The 17110-nt window shown below is 71.2% G+C and carries 18 protein-coding genes; 8 read left to right on the forward strand and 10 right to left on the reverse strand.

The features are described from left to right. The coding region (locus KME75_RS31210; protein ID WP_219418521.1) for a hypothetical protein at positions 1-524 on the forward strand (524 nt) is incomplete at its 5' end. A 46-nt stretch (positions 525-570) separates the two neighbouring features. Here KME75_RS31210 and KME75_RS31215 read toward each other — a convergent pair. Beyond that, positions 571-1443 carry a nitrilase-related carbon-nitrogen hydrolase gene (locus tag KME75_RS31215; protein ID WP_219418522.1) on the reverse strand — a complete coding sequence of 291 codons (873 nt, stop codon included), beginning with the start codon at positions 1441-1443 and terminating at the stop codon, positions 571-573. 178 nt (positions 1444-1621) lie between these two features. Here KME75_RS31215 and KME75_RS31220 point away from each other — a divergent pair, with 178 nt between their 5' ends. The 3 genes from KME75_RS31220 (at position 1622) to KME75_RS31230 (ending at position 5448) form a co-directional block, all read left to right on the forward strand. After that, complete coding sequence (locus tag KME75_RS31220; protein WP_308283265.1) at positions 1622-2536, forward strand: LysR family transcriptional regulator; 915 nt, start codon at positions 1622-1624, stop codon at positions 2534-2536. Positions 2537-2607: 71 nt separating this feature from the next. Next, a complete protein-coding gene (gene hisD / locus KME75_RS31225; RefSeq protein ID WP_219418524.1) occupies positions 2608-3927 on the forward strand; it encodes a histidinol dehydrogenase in 1320 nt (439 codons plus the stop codon). A 39-nt stretch (positions 3928-3966) separates the two neighbouring features. Then, a complete protein-coding gene (locus tag KME75_RS31230) occupies positions 3967-5448 on the forward strand; it encodes a purine-cytosine permease family protein (protein ID WP_219418525.1) in 1482 nt (493 codons plus the stop codon). Between the two features lie 59 nt (positions 5449-5507). Here the strand turns inward: KME75_RS31230 and KME75_RS31235 are convergent, their stop codons facing one another. Then, positions 5508-6446, reverse strand: coding sequence for a formylglycine-generating enzyme family protein (locus KME75_RS31235; RefSeq protein WP_504739530.1), 939 nt, complete (start codon positions 6444-6446; stop codon positions 5508-5510). A gap of 21 nt (positions 6447-6467) precedes the next feature. On the opposite strand from KME75_RS31235, the gene KME75_RS47025 reads away from it, so the two are divergent. Further along, positions 6468-6956, forward strand: coding sequence for an IclR family transcriptional regulator domain-containing protein (locus KME75_RS47025; RefSeq protein WP_372452711.1), 489 nt, complete (start codon positions 6468-6470; stop codon positions 6954-6956). Here the strand turns inward: KME75_RS47025 and KME75_RS31245 are convergent. The 4 genes from KME75_RS31245 to KME75_RS31260 are packed head-to-tail and all read right to left on the reverse strand — an operon-like array spanning position 6919 to position 10574. Then, complete coding sequence (locus tag KME75_RS31245; protein ID WP_219418528.1) at positions 6919-7908, reverse strand: zinc-binding dehydrogenase; 990 nt, start codon at positions 7906-7908, stop codon at positions 6919-6921. The two genes, KME75_RS47025 and KME75_RS31245, sit on opposite strands and share 38 nt — an antisense overlap. Before the next feature lie 31 nt (positions 7909-7939). Next, positions 7940-8383: a Rieske (2Fe-2S) protein gene (locus KME75_RS31250; RefSeq protein WP_219418529.1), complete on the reverse strand. Its 444-nt coding sequence runs from the start codon at positions 8381-8383 to the stop codon at positions 7940-7942. A 1-nt stretch (position 8384) separates the two neighbouring features. Next, complete coding sequence (locus tag KME75_RS31255) at positions 8385-9446, reverse strand: amidohydrolase family protein (RefSeq protein ID WP_219418530.1); 1062 nt, start codon at positions 9444-9446, stop codon at positions 8385-8387. A 6-nt stretch (positions 9447-9452) separates the two neighbouring features. Continuing rightward, a complete protein-coding gene (locus KME75_RS31260; RefSeq protein WP_219418531.1) occupies positions 9453-10574 on the reverse strand; it encodes an amidohydrolase family protein in 1122 nt (373 codons plus the stop codon). Between the two features lie 291 nt (positions 10575-10865). On the opposite strand from KME75_RS31260, the gene KME75_RS31265 reads away from it, so the two are divergent. Then, the gene (locus KME75_RS31265) at positions 10866-11570 is read left to right on the forward strand and encodes a dienelactone hydrolase family protein (protein ID WP_219418532.1); all 705 of its coding nucleotides are present in this window, start codon (positions 10866-10868) and stop codon (positions 11568-11570) included. Between the two features lie 284 nt (positions 11571-11854). Here the strand turns inward: KME75_RS31265 and KME75_RS31270 are convergent, their stop codons facing one another. Both KME75_RS31270 and KME75_RS31275 read right to left on the reverse strand, forming a co-directional pair. After that, positions 11855-12253, reverse strand: a complete 399-nt coding sequence (locus KME75_RS31270) for a PPOX class F420-dependent oxidoreductase (RefSeq protein ID WP_219418533.1) — start codon at positions 12251-12253, stop codon at positions 11855-11857. Positions 12254-12331: 78 nt separating this feature from the next. Continuing rightward, complete coding sequence (locus KME75_RS31275) at positions 12332-12721, reverse strand: RidA family protein (RefSeq protein WP_219418534.1); 390 nt, start codon at positions 12719-12721, stop codon at positions 12332-12334. A gap of 168 nt (positions 12722-12889) precedes the next feature. Here KME75_RS31275 and KME75_RS31280 point away from each other — a divergent pair, with 168 nt between their 5' ends. After that, the gene (locus KME75_RS31280; protein WP_246633203.1) at positions 12890-13426 is read left to right on the forward strand and encodes a TetR/AcrR family transcriptional regulator; all 537 of its coding nucleotides are present in this window, start codon (positions 12890-12892) and stop codon (positions 13424-13426) included. A gap of 74 nt (positions 13427-13500) precedes the next feature. Here KME75_RS31280 and KME75_RS31285 read toward each other — a convergent pair whose 3' ends face one another. Next, on the reverse strand, positions 13501-13761 hold the full coding sequence (locus KME75_RS31285; protein ID WP_219418536.1) for a dihydrofolate reductase family protein: 261 nt from the start codon (positions 13759-13761) through the stop codon (positions 13501-13503). Between the two features lie 48 nt (positions 13762-13809). Between KME75_RS31285 and KME75_RS45250 the strand changes: the two genes are divergently transcribed. Then, the gene (locus KME75_RS45250; protein ID WP_219418537.1) at positions 13810-16506 is read left to right on the forward strand and encodes a LuxR C-terminal-related transcriptional regulator; all 2697 of its coding nucleotides are present in this window, start codon (positions 13810-13812) and stop codon (positions 16504-16506) included. Positions 16507-16696: 190 nt separating this feature from the next. Here KME75_RS45250 and KME75_RS31295 read toward each other — a convergent pair. Beyond that, the coding region (locus KME75_RS31295; RefSeq protein WP_219418538.1) for a dihydrofolate reductase family protein at positions 16697-17110 on the reverse strand (414 nt) is incomplete at its 5' end.

Below are 17110 nucleotides of genomic sequence, written 5' to 3' on the forward strand. Positions count from 1 at the left end.
TCTCCGCCAACAGGCGCCTGCTGGGCGTCCAACGACTCAGCCACAACCCGATCCGCGCCGCCGAGGCGTTCACCGCCGTGCACGACCCGACCATCACCAGCGAGGGCAACCGGATCGCCGGGCTGCGTCTGGGCGACCGCCGCGCCCACGCGCTGCTGCAGGCCCTGCTGGTGTTCCGGCTGCTCCCGCACGGATTGCGCAACCGGGACCTGCGCGGCCTGCTGGCCGGGCTGCTCGGCAAGCCACCCGACCAGATCAGCGCCGGTCAGGTCAGCTACGACCTGCGCCGGCTGCGCGCCCACGGCCTGATCAGCCGTATCCCCGGCAGCCACCGCTACCGCGTCACCGACGTCGGGCTGCACCACGCCATGCTGCTCAGCCACGTCCAGACCCGACTGCTGCAGCCCGGACTCGCCCAGCTCACCGACCCAGACCCACCAGCGCCCAGCAGCCTGCGCACCGCCGCCCGCGACTACCAGCGCGCCCTCGACCGACACACCCAGGAGGCCGGATTCGCCGCATGAACCCAAACTTGACTCGATCAAACCGACTTCGTCGGTCGTAGCTCAGCTAGCCGACGAGAGCGCCGTTCGTCGGTCGCCGCCGCCCCGCCGCACCCGTTTCCCAGCTGCTGAGCGGACCCTCGCCATCGTAGAGCTCGGGCCTCCGGTCGCCGAAGGCATGATTGCGCGGCGACAGCGCCTTGTCCCGGGACGCGGCCAGGTCCAGGTCGGCGACCGCGGCGCCGTCCGGGCCGGGCGTCGCGGCCACCCAGCCGGAGCAGTCGATGATGGTCGTGCCCTCGGTCCACCGCTGGCCCCGCTCCGGCCCTGCGCGGTCACAGCACGCGATCGCCACGCGGTTCACCCGCGCCGCCGCCATCGCGATGACGACCTCGGGCGGGCGTTCCCCGGCGGGCCGGTCGACCAGCGGCCAGTTGACCGGCGCCACCAGCAGGTCGGCGCCACGCACAGCGAGGTCCCGCGTCGACTCGGGGAACTCCAGGTCGTAGCAGATCAGCACGCCCAGCCTGCCGGCCGCCGTGTCGACCACGGGCGGACGGTCGTCGCCCTGGTCGAACACCAGCTTCTCGCGATCCCAGAGGTGGGTCTTGCGGTAGACCGCGCGGACCCCGCCGGCGTCGACGACCGCCGCGCTGTTGTACAGCCCGCCGTCGCCGCCGCGCTCGCAGAAGCCGCCGACGACGACGGCTCGGCCGGCTGCCGCCGCCCAGTCGGCGAACAGCGGATGCCCCGGGGTGATCGCCGCGGCCGCCGCCTCGGCTCGGTCCGCGAACACGTAACCCGAGGTGACGAGCTCGGGCAGGACGACGATCTCGGCCCCGGCCGCGACGGCATCCCGGACGGCGTCCGCCGACGCCTGGCGGTTGGCCTCCAGATCCCCCAGCACGGGCGCGAGCTGCCGGCACACGACGCGCGTCACCGGGACTCCTCCTCGCAGGCCGGCACCCGGGGCACCGCGCGGCACCCGATGCACATCATCCACACCTCACTGGTCCGTCCTGGCCCGAGACGGTAGGCGCGGCAGGCGAACACGACAACCAGCACCTTTCCAGTGGCGTGGGAAGGAAAAACCTATGTCGCTGGATAGTCTCCCCCACGTGACGCTGAACCAGCTGCGGGCGTTCGTCGCCGCGGCACGGACGGGGTCGTTCACCGCGGCCGCCGCCGCGATGCAGGTGTCACAGGCGTCGGTGTCGGAGCTGATCCGCCGGATGGAGGAGGAGCACCGCGTCCGGCTGTTCGTCCGCGGCCGCAGGCTCATCCTCACGGGCGCGGGTGAGGAGCTGCTTCCGTTCGCCGAGCAGGCCGTGGCCGCTGCGGAGAACGGCGCCCGGGCCCTCCGCTCGCTGCGCTCGCTCAGCGGCGGGGTCGCGACGTTCGGGCTGCTCCGCAACGCGGACTACTACCTGCTGTCGGATCTCGTCCAGGACTTCCACGAGCGGCATCCGGCCGTGCAGGTGCGGCTCGTCGGCCAGAACTCCGTGGAGGTCGCGGCGGCCGTCGCCGCAGGCGAGCTCGAGGCGGGCCTGGTGGTGCTGCCCATCGTTGCGGACGGCCTCAAGGTCACCCCGTTGATGCGCGACGAGGTGGTCTACGTCAGCCGGGACCCGCAGCGGCTGACGGCCCCGGTCACCATCGCCGACCTGGCGGCCGCCCGGCTCATCCTCTACGACGCGCACTACGGCTGGAAGGACCCGACGCGCCGCCAGCTCGCCGAGCGGGCCCAGCTGGAGGGCCTCAAGCTCGCGGCGCTCATCGAGGTCGAGCACGTGGAGTCCGCGCTCGGCCTGGTGGCGCGCGGCGTAGGGGACACGTTCGTCTCCCGCGCCGTCGCGGAGAGTGCGGCCTTCCCTGCGGGCCTGGGCACCGTGTCGTTCGCCGAGCCGCTCTACGACACGATCGCGGTCGTCCAGCGCGAATCGGCGGTCCTGTCGCCCGCGACCCGGGAGATCGTGCGGTTGGCCGGGCGGATGGTGCTCTCCCGGCGAGCGTCCTCCGCCGCCGAACCATAGGAGGACCCTGTAACACGTACGGGACTTCTCGTGGTTGTCCTGCCGACCACCCGTATCTACCGTCCCGTCCCATGCAGCTCGATTCCTCCCACCTCGACCACCTGGACGGGGCCTACCGGCTCCTCAAGGCGCCCGCGGCCGCCTCGACCACCATCGCTCGGGACGCCGCTGTGGTCGAGCGTGTCTCGACGATGCTGCGTGACATCGAGGCGGGCGGGATGGATGCCGTCCGTCGCTACGCCCGCGAGCTCGACGGCTGGGACGACAGCGGTTTCGAGCTCGATCGCGCCACACTGGCGCGCAGCGGCGACAGCCTGCCGCCGGCGATCCGCGACGCGCTGGACCTGGGTTCGGAGCGCACGAAGCAGTTCGCCGCGCGGCAGCGCGAGCACCTCGTCGACTTCGAGACCGAGCTCGCGCCGGGCCTGGCGGCCGGGCAGCGCTACGTCCCGGTCGGCCGGGTGGGGGCATACCTACCCGCCGGCCGCTTTCCGCTGCTGGCCAGCGCGTTCATGACCGTCGGTGTCGCCAAGGTCGCCGGGGTGCCGACGGTGCTGTCCTGCACCCCGCCCGGTCCGGACGGGCGGGCGCACCCCGCCGTCCTGTACGCGGCCCACATCTCGGGTGCCGACCGGATGTACGTCCTCGGCGGGGTACAGGCCCTGGCCGCGATGGCGTTCGGGCTGCTGGACGAGCGGCCCGTCGACATGCTCGTCGGAGCCGGCAACGCCTACGTCGCCGAGGCCAAGCGCCAGCTCTTCGGGACCGTCGCGATCGACCTGCTCGCCGGTCCTTCCGAGGTCGCCGTCATCGCCGACGAGACCGCGGACCCCGTCCTGGTGGCAGCGGACCTGCTCGGGCAGGCCGAGCACGGCCCTGACTCACCGGCCGCGCTGGTCACGACCTCGGAGAGCCTCGGCCACGCCGTCATCGCCGAGATCGACCGCCAGCTCGGGGCGCTGAAGACGGCCGAGATCGCCGGCGCGGCCTGGCGTGACCACGGAACGGTCGTCTGGGCGCGGGACGCGGCCACCGCGATCGAGGTGATGGACGACCTCGCCCCCGAGCATCTCGAGGTCCACACGGCCGACGACGACTTCTACCTGGAGCGGCTGCGCAACTACGGCTCGATCTTCCTGGGCCGCTGGAGCACCGTCGCCTACTCCGACAAGGGCATGGCGGGCACCAACCACGTGCTCCCGACCCGCAGGGGCGCGCGGCACAGCGCGGGGCTGTCGGTCTCGCGGTTCCTCAAGCCGCTGATCTACCAGCGCGTGACGCAGGCCGCCACCCCGCAGCTCGCCGTCGCCGTCGAAGCGATCTCCGACTACGAGGGCATGGCGGCGCACAGCGCGACCGCCGGCCTGCGCCTGGCCCGCTACCGCGACTGACCCACCCACCCACCGCGTCTCGGTTTCAGGAGGCACCCCATGGCGGACGCGCCGACAGGTTCGACGGACGGACCGTCCGGCACCGGCACCGGCACCGTCGAGGTCCGGTCGATCGACTGGGTTCCGCTCGGTGACCGGCGCGGCCGGCCATGGTCGCTGGGCCCGTTGTGGTTCATGGCGAATGCCCAGGTGACGACGCTGGCGACCGGAATGCTGGGTGCCGCGCTGGGCGCGTCCTTCCTGTCGTCGTTGCTGGCCGTCGTGCTCGGGGCCGCACTCGGCACGGTCTTCACCGCGTTCCACTCGGCGCAGGGCCCGCAGCTGGGGCTCCCTCAGATGATTCAGTCCCGCGCGCAGTTCGGGTATCGCGGCGTGGCCGTCATGTGTGCGTTCGTGGTGCTGAGCCTGACCGGGTTCAACGTGTTCAACCAGGCGCTGGCCGCCGAGGCGCTCAACGCAACGGTCGTCGACAACACCGAGCTCTGGTATGTCGTGCTGAGCGCGCTGGCGCTGCTGCTGGCCGTCTTCGGCTACCACTGGATCCACGCGACCCAGCGCTGGCTGACCCTGCTCTTCCTGGCCACCTTCGGCGTGTTCACCGTCGTCGCGGTCGTCGAGGGCGGGCTCAGCGGCGATCAACTCAGCCTGGCCGGCTTCGAGTGGACGAGCTTCCTGGTCCAGTTCGGCGCCGCCGCGGCCTACCAGCTGGGCTGGGCGCCGTACGTCTCGGACTACTCGCGCTACCTGCCGCCCCAGACGAGCCCACGCGCCGCCCTGTGGCACACCTACGGCGGCTCGCTCGCCGGCGCGGTGTGGCTGATGGCGCTCGGTGCCCTGCTGGCCGCGGGAGTCGCCGATGCCGCGCCGCTGGAGGCGATCCGCACCGTGGCGGACGAGGCGGTCGACGGCTTCGGGACGGTCATCCTGCTGGCCGCGATCCCGGGCCTGGTCAGCGTCATGACGCTCAACATCTACGCGGCGTCGCTCAACATCATCACGATCGCCGACTCGGTCCGGCCGGTTCGCCCGACCTTGCGGCTGCGGATCGTGACCTGCAGCGCCGTCACCGCGGCCGCCCTGCTGGGCGCCTGGCTGAGCACCGGGGCCTTCCTGGACAATTTCGGCACGTTCCTCGTGATCCTGCTGTACGTGCTGATCCCGTGGACGTCGGTCAACCTCGTCGACTACTACTTCGTGCGGCGCGGTGAGTACGCCATCAGGGAGATCTTCCGGCCGGACGGCCGGTACGGCCGGTGGGCGTGGCGCGGGCTGGTGTCCTACTGCGCCGGCATCGCCGCGATGGTTCCGTTCATCAGCTCGGCCTGGTACACCGGCCCCGCGGCCGAGGCCATGGGCGGAGCCGATCTCGCGCTGTTCGTCGGGGTCGTGGTGTCCGGTGCCGTCTACCTGGCCGTGGCCCGGTCCCTTGACCTCGAGGCCGAACGCCGCCTGGCCCGCGACAGCCACGCGACCTACGCCGAGGAGGCCGTGACGTTCCGGCAGGCGCGTGCGGCGCGGTAACGGCGTGGGCGGCGCGCCGCCCGTGAGTGGATACGAAGTGCTGGAGCACGCGTATCCACTCACGACGCCGAGGGAGGCACCACGTCGGCGGCGCACCGGAACCCCATGTGGCCGGTCGTGCTGTCCGGCGTGTTCGATGTCCGCGCGGCGGCCCGGTAGCGCGTGCAGTACGACCGGTGACACAGGTAGGATCCACCCCGGATCACCTTCTGGCGGCCGTTCGGCGGGCCCTGCGGGTTGCGGCGGGCCTCCTCCCGGGCGGCGACGTGCCAGGTGGGGCTCCACCAGTCCGCGCACCACTCCCAGACGTTGCCCGCTACGCCGTACAGCCCGAACCCGTTCGGTGCGAACGCCGTCACGGGCGCTGTGCCGAGGTGGCCGTCGGCCCCCGTGTTCTGCACGGGGAAGGTGCCCTGCCAGATGTTGCACCGGTGCTCGCCACCGGGCTCCAGGTCGTCGCCCCAGGCGAACCTGGCCCGCTCCAATCCCCCGCGGGCGGCGCGCTCCCATTCCGCCTCGGTCGGCAGCCGCTTGCCCGCCCACGCCGCGTACGCGCCCGCGTCGTGCCACGACACGTGCACCACCGGGTGGTCGGCGCGGTCGTCGACGCCGGAGCCGGGGCCCTCGGGCCGGCGCCACGACGCGCCGCGCACCGGCACCCACCACGGAATCCCGGCCATCCGGCCCGGCAGCACGTTGCCCGCGGCCGCACCGGTGAGGAAGTCGGCGAAGACGTAGGACCAGCCGAACCGCTCCGCGTCGGTGACATGGCCCGTCGCCTCGACGAACGCCGCGAACCGGGCGTTGCTCACGGCCGTCGCGTCGATCCGGAAGGGCGCCAGCTCGACCGGACGGACCGGGCCCTCGCCGTCGGCGCGGACCGCCTCCTCACGGTCGTCACCCATCCGGAAGACGCCCCCGGGGATCGTCACCATCCCCGCCGCCGCGGCGGTGGCCGGTCGACCCGGCGGAGCGGCCGGCGGGCGTGGTGAGCGCACCGCCCGCCCGGGGGCCGGCGGATCCTCGCCCAGCACGACCCGTCCGAGATCACGCCGATGAACCCGCCGGAGCCGGAGGCGCTGTTCGCCGACATCCAGAAGGCGCGCGCCGAGGGGTACGCCGTCGCCGTCGAGGAGACCCTGCCGGGGGTGAGCACGCTCTCCGCACCGATCAAGGCGGCCGGCGCCGATCTCGTGGCGACGCTCTCACTGACCTCACCGAGCAGTCGGCTGACCCCGGAGTCGATCGATGCCCTCCTGCCGGAGCTCATCGCCACCGCCCGGTCGATCAGCGCCGACCTTGGCCACCTCCCGCCACGGAAGCGGCGCGGTCGTTCGGACGGTGAGGTGGGCGGCGGAGGCGCCCGCCCGACAGGTCGTGCCGCGGACCATCAGCGCCCGATGCCGCGGGTCGTCACCCGGCCGACACGCCCGGGGTGTCGCGCCCCGGTCGACGGTCGCGGTCACCGCATCAGGCGCCGGCGCCGGCCACGTCGATGCACAGCTTGACCGATCCGCGCCCATGGTCGCGTGCGACCTCCATGGCGGTCGGCATGTCGTCGAGCCGGTACACCGAGTCGAGGCAGTAGTCCACCTCGATGCTGCCCTCGTGGATGTGCTGCACGGCGTCGCGGAAGGCGACGAGACCCGGCTCCGACTGGGTGCCGCCTGCCCACTGGATGCGGACGATCTTGCGGAATGCGTCGTACATCGGGAAGTCCGCCATCCCGTACTTCTCCGGGAAGCCGAAGAATCCGACAGTGCCGCGGACCGCGACGGCCGCGACGGCGTCCGCGCGCAGCCTGTCGTAGCCGGCGGCCTCGATGACGAGGTCGGCTCCGGCGCCGCCCGTGACGTCCATGACGGCGTCGACGAGGGATTCCCGGGGTGCGTGCACCAGCGTTCCGGCACCGAGACGATCGGCCACCGCGAGCCGCTTCTCGTCGAGGTCGGAGACGACGATGTTGTCGAAGCCGAGCTTCTTCGCCTGCTGCAGGAAGAACAGCCCGGCGGAGCCGGCACCCATGATCGCGGCGGTGCCTGTGTTCCCGCCCGGCCAGAACATCCGCATGGAGTAGAGCGTGGTGCCGTACTGCTGCGCCATCAGCAGGCGGGCCGGGTCGCTGTCCGCGGGGAGCGGGATCACCTCGTTCTCGTCGATGAGCTGGTACTCGGCGAAACAGCGCCCGCGGTTGCCGACGGAGACGGTGAGCACGCGGACACCGGCGGGAAAGTAGGCCGACTTGCTGTCGACGACCACGCCGACGCCCTCGTGTCCCGGATACCCCGGCGCGCCGAGGCACCCCGGAATGTGGAACCCGTGGTAGACGGCGTGGACGTCGGAGCCACAGATCGAGGCCCGCTCCATCCGGACGACGAGCTCGCCCTCCTTCGTCGCGACGGGCATCGGGAAGTCCCCGACCTCGACGCGATCGGGCTCCGGGACGAATGCGGCGCGCATCAAGTCACCTTTCTGTGCTCGTGACGGAGGCTCAGGTGTGCACGATGACGTACTGCCGCCGCACCTCGACCTCGTACCTCTCGGCCTCGTACGGCCCCGCGCGGTACCCGGACCGCCCGAGCTCGTCGCCTGCGACCGGGTCGTCGGCCTCCACAGCGGTCTCGTAGGCCCTGACCCGCGTCCGGGCGGGGTCGAACCAGGAACGCCCGGTGGTGATGTCGAACTCCCAGCCGTGCCACGGGCACCGCAGGATCTCGCCGGACCGGAGATAGGTGTAGTCCCCCGGCGCCGTGGAGGTGACCAGGCCCGTGAGGACGCCGTCGCACAGCCGCGCCCCGGCGTGCGGGCACTGGTTGCGGAGGGCGTAGAAGGTGCCGTTCACGTTGAAGACCCCGACGGAGCGGCCCTCGATCTCCACGATCTTCCGCTCGCCGGGCCCGATCTCCTCGATCGTCGCCACAACATGCCTGGACATCTCAGTCCAGTCCGTAGAGGGCGGTGGCGTTGCCGCTCATGATCCGCTCACGGGTCTCCGCGTCGAGCCGGACCCGGATCGCTCGGTCGGGGTGGTCGAAGTCCCAGTGCGGATAGTCGGTCGAGAACATGATCCGGTCCGTTCCGCCCATGTGGTCGAACACGGTGAGCAGGTCCTTCGGGTCGGGCGGCTCCTCAACGGGCTGCGTGGTGACCCAGAAGTGCTCGCGGATGTACTCCGACGGTCTGCGGGTGAGGTGGGGAACCTCGTCACGCAGGCGGGCCCAGTGTGCGTCGAGTCGCCACATCAGGGACGGGAGCCACCCGAAGCCGCCTTCGATCAACACCACCCGCAGACCGGGGAACCGCTCGAAGACGCCCTCGACCACGAGGCTGACGACCTGCGCCTGGAATGCCTGAGCCATCAGGGTGTGGTCCTCGATGTAGAACGAGGGCCACCCGCTCGCCGTGAGCGGGTTGCGCCCGGCGCCGCCGAAATGGATGCCGATCGGCAGGCCGTGCCGGACGGCGGCCTCGAAGACGGGCCAGTACTTGCGGCGCCCCAGCGGTTCGTCCGTGCGGACCAGCAGCAGGACCTGGACGAACCCGGGGTGCCCCGCGGACCGGTCGATCTCCTCCGCAGCCAGTGAGGGGTACTCGTAGGGAACGGTGATGCCCGCCCGCAGCCGCGGTTCCTTCTCCAGCCACTCGTCGATCTGCCAGTCGTTGACGGCGCGGCAGAGCGCCGCGGCGTAGTCGGGGTTCGGGCGGTTCGACTTGGCCAGGCAGTTGAGGATGCCGTAGCGGATGTCGAACGGGTCCAGCAACTGCGTGCGCATGAAGTCGAGGTCAGCGCCCGGTGGTAATCCGGACGGCGGCCACGCGTCGGTGCGCGCGGCCCGCGGAGCTCCCTTGGGGTAGGCGAACCCGCCGTCGCCACGGCTCCCGTAGGTCTCGTCGTAGTGTCGCCACCGGGCCGGGAGATACCTGGTCAACGAGTCCGGCGCCAGCTCGTTGTGGATGTCGCAGTCGACCAACGACGGCCGTGCCCTTGCCGATGACATGGGCGATCACTCCTCGTCGAGGCGATAGACGTCGAGCGCGTTGCGGCCGAGGAACCCGACGAGCGCATCTCCGGCGAGGCCGTGCGGCGCCGAGCACGCCGGGTCGTCGAACTGACGGTGCGGATAGTCGGTGGAGAACAACAGCATCCGGTCGCTCCCGAGTTGCTCGACCACCTGCAGGAGCCGGCGCGCATCGGCAGGGGCGTCGAGTGGTTGCGCAGTGAAGCGGACGCTCTCCCGGATGATCTCGGACGGCAGCCGGTCGACCCACGGAATCTCGCGGCGAAGTCCTTTCCAGTTCTTGTCGAACCGCCACATCAATGGCGGGAGCCAGCTGAACCCGCCCTCGATCAGGACGACCCTGAGTTCCGGGAACCGCACCAGCACGCCTTCGCTCACCAGACTGATCAGCTGCGCCTGGAATGCCTGGGCGAGAAGCACGTACTCCTCCAGGTAATAGCTCGGCGACCCGACCGGGCTCATCGGGTTCCCGCCGGCCCCGCCCGCATGGACGCCGAGGGCGAGCCCGTGCCGCTCCGCCGCTTCGTAGATCGGCCAGTAGTGGCGCTGCCCGAGCGGGGTCCGCGAGCGAACGGGCATCAACACCTGGACGAACTCGTCGAGCCCCCCGAGCCGCTCGACCTCGGCGGCCGCGCGTTCGGGATCCTGGCCCGCGACGACGATCGACCCCCTGAGCCTCGGTTCGCACAGCCACTCGGCGCGCTGCCAGTCGTTGACGGCCCGGGCCATGGCCACCGCCCAGTCCGGGTTGTGGATCCCGTCCACCCCATAGACGCAGTTGGTGACGGCGACGGTCGTCCCCCACGGATCGAGCAGCTGGGTGCGCAGCAGGTCCGGGTCGGACCCCGGCGGTCCACCGTGCGCGGGGACCGACCCGGGGATGGCGCTCAGCGGGGACCCCGGGGGGTAGAGGTCCGACTCCAGGCTGCGCACCCCGCTCTCCCGCACGTAGTCCCGCCAGCGCTGCGGCAGGTAGGGAAAGAGCGCCTCGATCGACGGAGGCGTGATGTGCACGTCGGTGTCAACCAGATCGACTTCCGGCCAGTCGGCCGGGCGCCGGTACTCCGGCGCCGGATCGGGTGAGCGATGCGCGTCTGCCTGCCGCACCCACCCTCCGCTCGCCGCACCCTCGAGACCATCGAAAAACCCTATAAAACAGTGTGAGGTCGGGGCAATACCCGTACCTACCCGTCAGGATCGCTCGGCCCGCCTTTCGGCGTGGTCGACGTGTCGATGCCCGGATGGCGAAAGACCGAATCGAGGCGACTCACCGATTTCGCGCGCACCGACCGCCGGCTCGGCGCGGCCGCGGCGGACCGGCGTGAGCCCGGTGCCGTCGGGCACGAGCCGGCGGGCCTGGCTTCCGGCGCCCCGGGCCCGTGGGCCAGGATTCAGCTCATGGAAACCGGCTACGAGCGCGTACGGGCCCACGACGGCGGGGAGTTCGACGCGTTCTGCGCGCGGCCGGCCGGGCGGGCCCCGGGAATCGTCCTGTTCCAGGAGATCTTCGGGGTCAACGACAACATGCGCGGCCTCGCGATCCGGCTCGCCGAGGCGGGTCACCTCGCGATCGTGCCCGACATGTTCTGGCGCATCCAGCCGCGCTTCGAGCGCAAGGACGAGTCCGGGCTCACCGATGGCATGGCCATGTTGCAGAAGCTCGACTGGGGGCTCGCCGAACGGGACATGACGAGCGTGCTGGCCCACGTCCGCGGCATGTCGTCCTGCACGGGTGCCGTCGGCGCCGTCGGGTTCTGCCTCGGCGGGTCCCTCGCCTACCTGTTCGCCGCCGGCGCACGCGTCGAGGGCCGGGGGCCGGACGCGGCCGTCGCGTACTACGGGTCCGGCATCCACCAGATGCTCGACCGCGCCGACTCGATCGACTGCCCGATGCTGTTCCACTACGGCGCGCAGGACCCCTACATCCCGGCCGACCAGATCGACGCCGTCGAGGCGGCCGTGGGCGAGCGGTTCGTCGTGCACCGCTACCCCGCCGGTCACGCCTTCTCGAACTGGGATGCGCCGTCGATGTACGACGAGGCGGCCGCGAACCTGGCCTGGGACCGCACGCTGGCGTTCTTCGCCGAGCACCTCCGCAGCTGATGCGGCGGGGGCCGCGGCCGACCGCCAACCGACGAACGGCACGTTCGTCGGTACCTAGGCTGGTGCGGAAAGCGAGGCGACGGTCAGTTGATTGAACTTTCCCCCGTGCGTAGACCGGTGATCAGCAACACTGGTGCCGCCGGCGTGTGACGGCGCCGATGGGACCGCGCCCGTTGGCGAACCGGGTGGTGCTGGAGGTTTGGGCGGACTGGCCTCGCGGGGACCGGGAAACCCGGGCCCTCGTCAGCGCCCCTGATGACCCGCGGCGGCGAACCGAGGGCTCATCAGTTCGGCCAGTTGGCGGTGACCTTGTCGGCCGTGATCCTCGCGATCACCCATTGCGGATTCGGCCCGGCGAACCCGGGGTACGGCCCGCCCAGGTACTTGTGCGACAGCTCATCGATCAGCATGCCGTGTGGGTCGTCGTCCATGGACGCGGTGCCCTGCACCTGGACGCTCTCGTACGGCCTGGCTGCATCGAAGATCACCACGGCCGCCCGCGGGTCTCTGATCAAGTTGGCGGTCTTGCGACGGCTCCTGGGCAGCGCGAACAAGAGGTCGTCTCCGTCGCGTTTGACCCATACCACTGTCGAATGCGGCCTGTCGTCCGGTTCGAGCGTTGACAGGGTGGCGAAGTTCTTGCCATCGAACAGCGTGCGGATCTTTTCAGTGAGCCGTGCCATCAGCTTCCCCTTCCTGGTGTCCAGAACTCGTCTTCACGGCGAGCGCGCGTCCCTGTGGCCGCGGCGCAACATCCCGACTCAATCCATCGCGGTTGCCTCGAGTGCGACGAGGAGGTCCGGGGCTGCGAGGCGGGTGACGCCGAGCACGGTGGTGGCGAAGCGCTTGCCCTCGAAGCGCTCGGTCAGAACGGTGAACTGCTGGAGCAGGTTGTCGACGTCGGTGGTGTAGATGTTGAGACGGACCACGTTGGCGAGGGTCATGTCGGCGCCGGCGAGGACCGTCACGAGGTTGTCGAGCGCGAGTCCGAGCTGGGCAGGCATGTCGCCCGGATGCTGCGAGTTGCCGTTGGCGTCGACGGCGTCCTGAGCACTGCAGATGAGCTCTCGGCGGTGGCCCTCGACGAGCTGCGCTTGATCGAAGCCGAGCTCCACCGGCCACGACCACGGGTTGACGGCTGTTCGTTCCATGTGCTGGTGCTCCTGGTCTCGTGAACCACCGACCTGGAGCGATCAGCAGTTAGTCAGGTAGGTAACTTACGCCGGGGAGCGCGCGGTGTCTAGACTGTGAGTGTGGTAACTGACTCAGGGCACGTTGGTGAGGCTGCCCCGGTCGCGCGACCGGGCAAGCGGGAGCGGTTGGTAGCCGCGGCGTGCGAGCTGGTGTACCGGCAGGGCGTCGTGGGCACGACGCTGGCGCACATCGCCCAGGCGGCCGACGTGCCGGTGGGCAACGTGTACTACTACTTCAAGACCAAGGACGACATCGTCGCCGCGGTCGTGCAGACGCACGCAGATCAGCTCGGGTCGACTCTCGCCGAGCTGGAGCGCCGGTATCCCAGCCCCGAGGCTCGGCTCAAGGCGCTCATGGGCGTGCTGGCCGAGCGCGCTGACGAGACCGCCCGGTACGGCTGCCCGTACGGGACGCTGAGCTCGGAGCTGGCCAAGCGGGCCGACGGATCGGATCCGCTCGCCGCCCCGCTGATGCAGATCCTGCTCGATTGGGCCGAGCAGCAGTTCCGAGCGTTGGGGCGACGCGACGCGCCCGACCTGGCGGTCGAACTGGTTGCCTCCTATGAGGGCAGCGCCGTCCTCAGCAGCGCGCTCGGACGCCCCGAGCTCATGGCCCGCCAAGCCCGCCGCCTCGAACAATGGATCGAGGCACTCCACACATGACAGAGCCGGGGCGGCGGCCACGGCAGGCGCTCCGGTGCTGGCCGATGCGCTGACTGTCACACGCGTGGCTGCTGTCAGATCCGGGGGCCGCCGCCGACCAGCTCCGGGCAGAGCGTGATGCTCAGCCGGTCGAGTCCGTCGGCGTCGAGCAGCGCCGTGATGACGCTGCTGCTGGCCAACACGATGATGTCGCCGCCGGGCCGCTCGCGCAGTTGCTCGACCACCGAAGCCGGGTCGGCGTCGGCGATTCGGGAGTTCGCCCACGGCGCCTCGGTCAGCGTCGACGAGGACATGACCGTCTCGACCGAGTTGAGCCACTGCGTGAACGAGAACATCTTCAGCCTGGCAGAGACGTCGGGTGAGCGGTGGCAGACTCCGGTTCGATGCCTGCGAACCTGCCACCGGAGCTGTCGTCGTTCGTCGGTCGAGCCGCCGAGCTCGCGGCCGTCGGCGAGGCGCTGACGGCTGGGCAGCTCGTGACCCTGGTCGGTCATGGCGGCTGCGGGAAGACCCGGCTGGCGATGCAGGTGTGCCGGTCGGCGGCCCGGCCGGACGGGGTGTTCTGGGTCGGCCTGGAAGAGGAGGTAGACGACAGCCAGGTCGGCCCGCGAGTGGCGACGGCGCTGGGTGTCCCGCTGCCGCCGGGACCGGATCCGGTGCCGGCGCTCGTCGGAGCCCTGCGGGACCGCGAGCTGCTCCTGGTGCTGGACAACTGCGAGCATCTGCTCGACGGTGTGGCACAGGTTGCCTCGGCGGTCCTGGCCGGTTGCCCGCGGGTCACGGTGCTCGCCACCAGCAGGTCGAAGCTCGGCGTCGCCGGTGAGCGGGTCTGGCCGGTGCCGCCGATGGACCTTGCCGACGCGCTCGAGTTGTTCCTGGCACGCGTTGCCGTCCGCACGCCGGACGCCGCGGCGCGCACGGCGGCGCGGCGGGTCTGTGACCGGCTGGATCGGCTGCCGCTCGCACTCGAACTGGCCGCCGGGTGGGCGGGCACGCTGTCGCTGCCCCAGATCGCGGACTCGCTGAGCACGCCGCACGCGCTGCTCGACGAGGGCGTGCGGACCGCGCCGTTTCGGCAGCAGACGCTGGAAGCGTCGATGCGGTGGAGCCACGACCTGCTGACCGGTGACGAGCGGGTGTTGTTCCGCCGGCTCGGGGTGTTCGAGCCGGGCTTCACCGCCGACGCGGTCACTGCGCTCGCTTCACCCGGAGGTCCGAGCGGCGAACGCCTGCTCAAAGCGCTGCGCGGGTTGATCGACAAGTCGCTGGTCGTCGCGGACACCACGGGCGCGGTGGCGCGCTACCGGATGCTCGGGGTGGTCCGGGCGTACGCACTGTCCTGTCTGGACCAGGCGGCGGAGTCGGCCACCATCCGGGACCGGCACCTCGACGTCCAGCTGTCACTGCTCGACGGGTTGGCGCTGCTGCTGGACACCGACAAGGACGCCTGGCGGGCACAGGTGGGGGCGGCCTACCCCAACGTCCGTGCCGCGATCGAGTGGGGGTTGGCACGCGATGACCCGGCACCGGGTCGGCGGCTGGCCGCGGCGTGTGCGTGGTTGTGGCACCTCGAAGGCCGGGGGGCGGAGGGCGTGCGGTTGCTCCGGCAGGCGGCCGACCGCGGAGGGGATGAGCGAACCCCGTTGCAGGCGGAGGTTCTGGCGGCACTCGCACTGGTGACCGACACCGGAGAGCCTGGCATCGAGGCGTTCGAGGTGGCGCGGGCAGCCCAGGAACTGGCCGCCGAGGTCGGTGCGCCCGCCGCGGAGAGGCTGAGCCGGTCACTGGCCGCCATCGGGCTGCTTGCCGACGGTCTCGAGCCGGCGCTGGCGGAGGCCCGGGCGGTCAGGGACGAGGCCGTGCGGGCCGGCGACGGCTTCGTCGCGGACGCCTCCGCGGGGTTCATCGGCCTGGTCCACGTGCTCGCCGACGAGTACCGCAAGGCGATCGAGCACCTCGAGCCGGTGGTGGCGAGCACGCTGCGGCGCGGTGACCGTGGGCTGGCATCGTTCGCCCTCGGTTGGCTGGCGCTGGCCGCGGCCCGGTCGGGTGCACTGGAACGGGCGGGCGAGGCGGCCGAGCGTGCGGTGGCCACCGCGGAACCGCTACACGGCATCCACTGGATCGGTGTTGCCCGCGGCGTGCTGGCCGAAGTCCGCTTGTGCCAAGGGCGGCCGGCGGACGCTGCTGCCGCGATGGCACCGATCGACCGCCTCATCGATGGCGTGGATCCGCTGCCGTTCATCACGGGCTGGGAGTGCCGCAAGGCGATGCTCGCGCTGGCGCGGGGTCGCCCGGAGGAGGCGGTCACCTGGTGCCGGCTGGAAGGGAGGTGGCAACCCGAACCGAGCGAGGAGTGGCTCGCACCGGAGACCCGCCTGCTGCTTGCGGTCGCGCTGCGGAGCTCAGGTGACCTCGCGGCCGCTGAGCAGGTGCTGCAGGCTCAGTCGGTCGCGCCGGTGACCCGGCAGATGCCCCGCATCCACGCCGGCGCTCTGGACGAGCTGGCCCGGCTCGCCTACGCGACGGACACCGAGCGGGCGCTCCGGCTGCACCACGACGCGCTTCGGATCCGGATGGATCACGACCTCGTCCTCGGCTGCGTCGACAGCCTGGAGTCGCTGGCGCTGCTGAACCTCCGGCGCGGCGCCGCGGAGGTCGGGGCGACGCTCGCTGGTGCGGCACGGCGTGCCAGGGCGGATCTGGGCGCCGGCCCGCCGCCGCGCCCGCTCGACCCCGGCGACGAGCCCGCGCTGCGCGAAGCGTTCGAACGCGGGCAGACGATGGACCTGCGGGCGGCGGTCGGCTACGCGTCCCGCGCGCGAGGGCCGCGCCGCCGGCCGGATTCCGGCTGGGAGAGCCTGACCCCGACCGAACTGTCGGTTGTGGACCATGCGGTACAGGGGTTGTCCAACGCGGAGATCGCCGCTCGCCTGTTCGTCAGCCGCGGCACGGTGAAGACCCACTTGGCGCACGTGTATGCCAAGCTGCAGGTCGCCAACCGCACCCAGCTCGCCGGCCTGGCCGCTGAGCGGGACGGTGCCTCCTGGCGTGTGAGCATGGCTGACACCGTTCGCTGACGAGCTGCCGGTCGGGGACTCGTTCGATACCGCGGCCTTGCTGCTGGGATGTGCGGTGTCGACCGGCGTGGGCGCCGTGCGCAACGCGGCTGATGTGCGGCCGGGCGATGTGCGGCCGGGCGGTGTAGAGCTGCTCCGATGCCTCGATGGCTCCTTCAGCTGAATGAAGTCCGCTCGTACCCGGCAGGGCTCATCGGTCGGCTCGCTGGAAGATCGTGATCAGGATCCCTTCGCCGACGGTTCTCGACTCGGTCAGCTTCCAGGTCGTCTTGTCGGTGGTTTCTCCGAGCAGTCGTCGGCCGGTGCCGAGGATGACCGGGAAGGTCATGAGGCGGATCTCGTCGACGAGGTCGTTCTCGATCAGTTCCTGCGCGAGTCGGATGCTGCCGGGGACCTGGATCTCGCCGGTGATGTCCTTCTTCAGTCCGGTCACTTCCTCGACCGGGTCGCCGTTGAGCACGCGGGTGTTGTTCCATGCATCTGGAGCTGGCACTTGTTCACCCGACCGGATTTTGCCTGCGACCTGGCCGTAGCGGTCCTTCCTGGTCGTCGTTGGTCTTCGCGGTGGCTCGCTCGTTCTCCAGGTGCTGCCTTGAACTTCGAG

Origin of the sequence: Pseudonocardia nigra, assembly GCF_019396355.1 — a bacterium.
Lineage (GTDB): Bacteria > Actinomycetota > Actinomycetes > Mycobacteriales > Pseudonocardiaceae > Pseudonocardia > Pseudonocardia nigra.

Bases quoted from the DNA above. Each gene is read 5' to 3' on its own strand.
- hisD (WP_219418524.1), top strand. From the start codon at position 2,608: ATGCAGCTCGATTCCTCCCACCTCGACCACCTGGACGGGGCCTACCGG.
- KME75_RS31230 (WP_219418525.1), top strand. From the start codon at position 3,967: ATGGCGGACGCGCCGACAGGTTCGACGGACGGACCGTCCGGCACCGGC.
- KME75_RS31245 (WP_219418528.1), bottom strand. From the start codon at position 7,908: ATGCGCGCCGCATTCGTCCCGGAGCCCGATCGCGTCGAGGTCGGGGAC.
- KME75_RS31250 (WP_219418529.1), bottom strand. From the start codon at position 8,383: ATGTCCAGGCATGTTGTGGCGACGATCGAGGAGATCGGGCCCGGCGAG.
- KME75_RS31255 (WP_219418530.1), bottom strand. From the start codon at position 9,446: ATGTCATCGGCAAGGGCACGGCCGTCGTTGGTCGACTGCGACATCCAC.
- KME75_RS31265 (WP_219418532.1), top strand. From the start codon at position 10,866: ATGGAAACCGGCTACGAGCGCGTACGGGCCCACGACGGCGGGGAGTTC.
- KME75_RS31270 (WP_219418533.1), bottom strand. From the start codon at position 12,253: ATGGCACGGCTCACTGAAAAGATCCGCACGCTGTTCGATGGCAAGAAC.
- KME75_RS31275 (WP_219418534.1), bottom strand. From the start codon at position 12,721: ATGGAACGAACAGCCGTCAACCCGTGGTCGTGGCCGGTGGAGCTCGGC.
- KME75_RS31285 (WP_219418536.1), bottom strand. From the start codon at position 13,761: ATGTTCTCGTTCACGCAGTGGCTCAACTCGGTCGAGACGGTCATGTCC.
- KME75_RS45250 (WP_219418537.1), top strand. From the start codon at position 13,810: ATGCCTGCGAACCTGCCACCGGAGCTGTCGTCGTTCGTCGGTCGAGCC.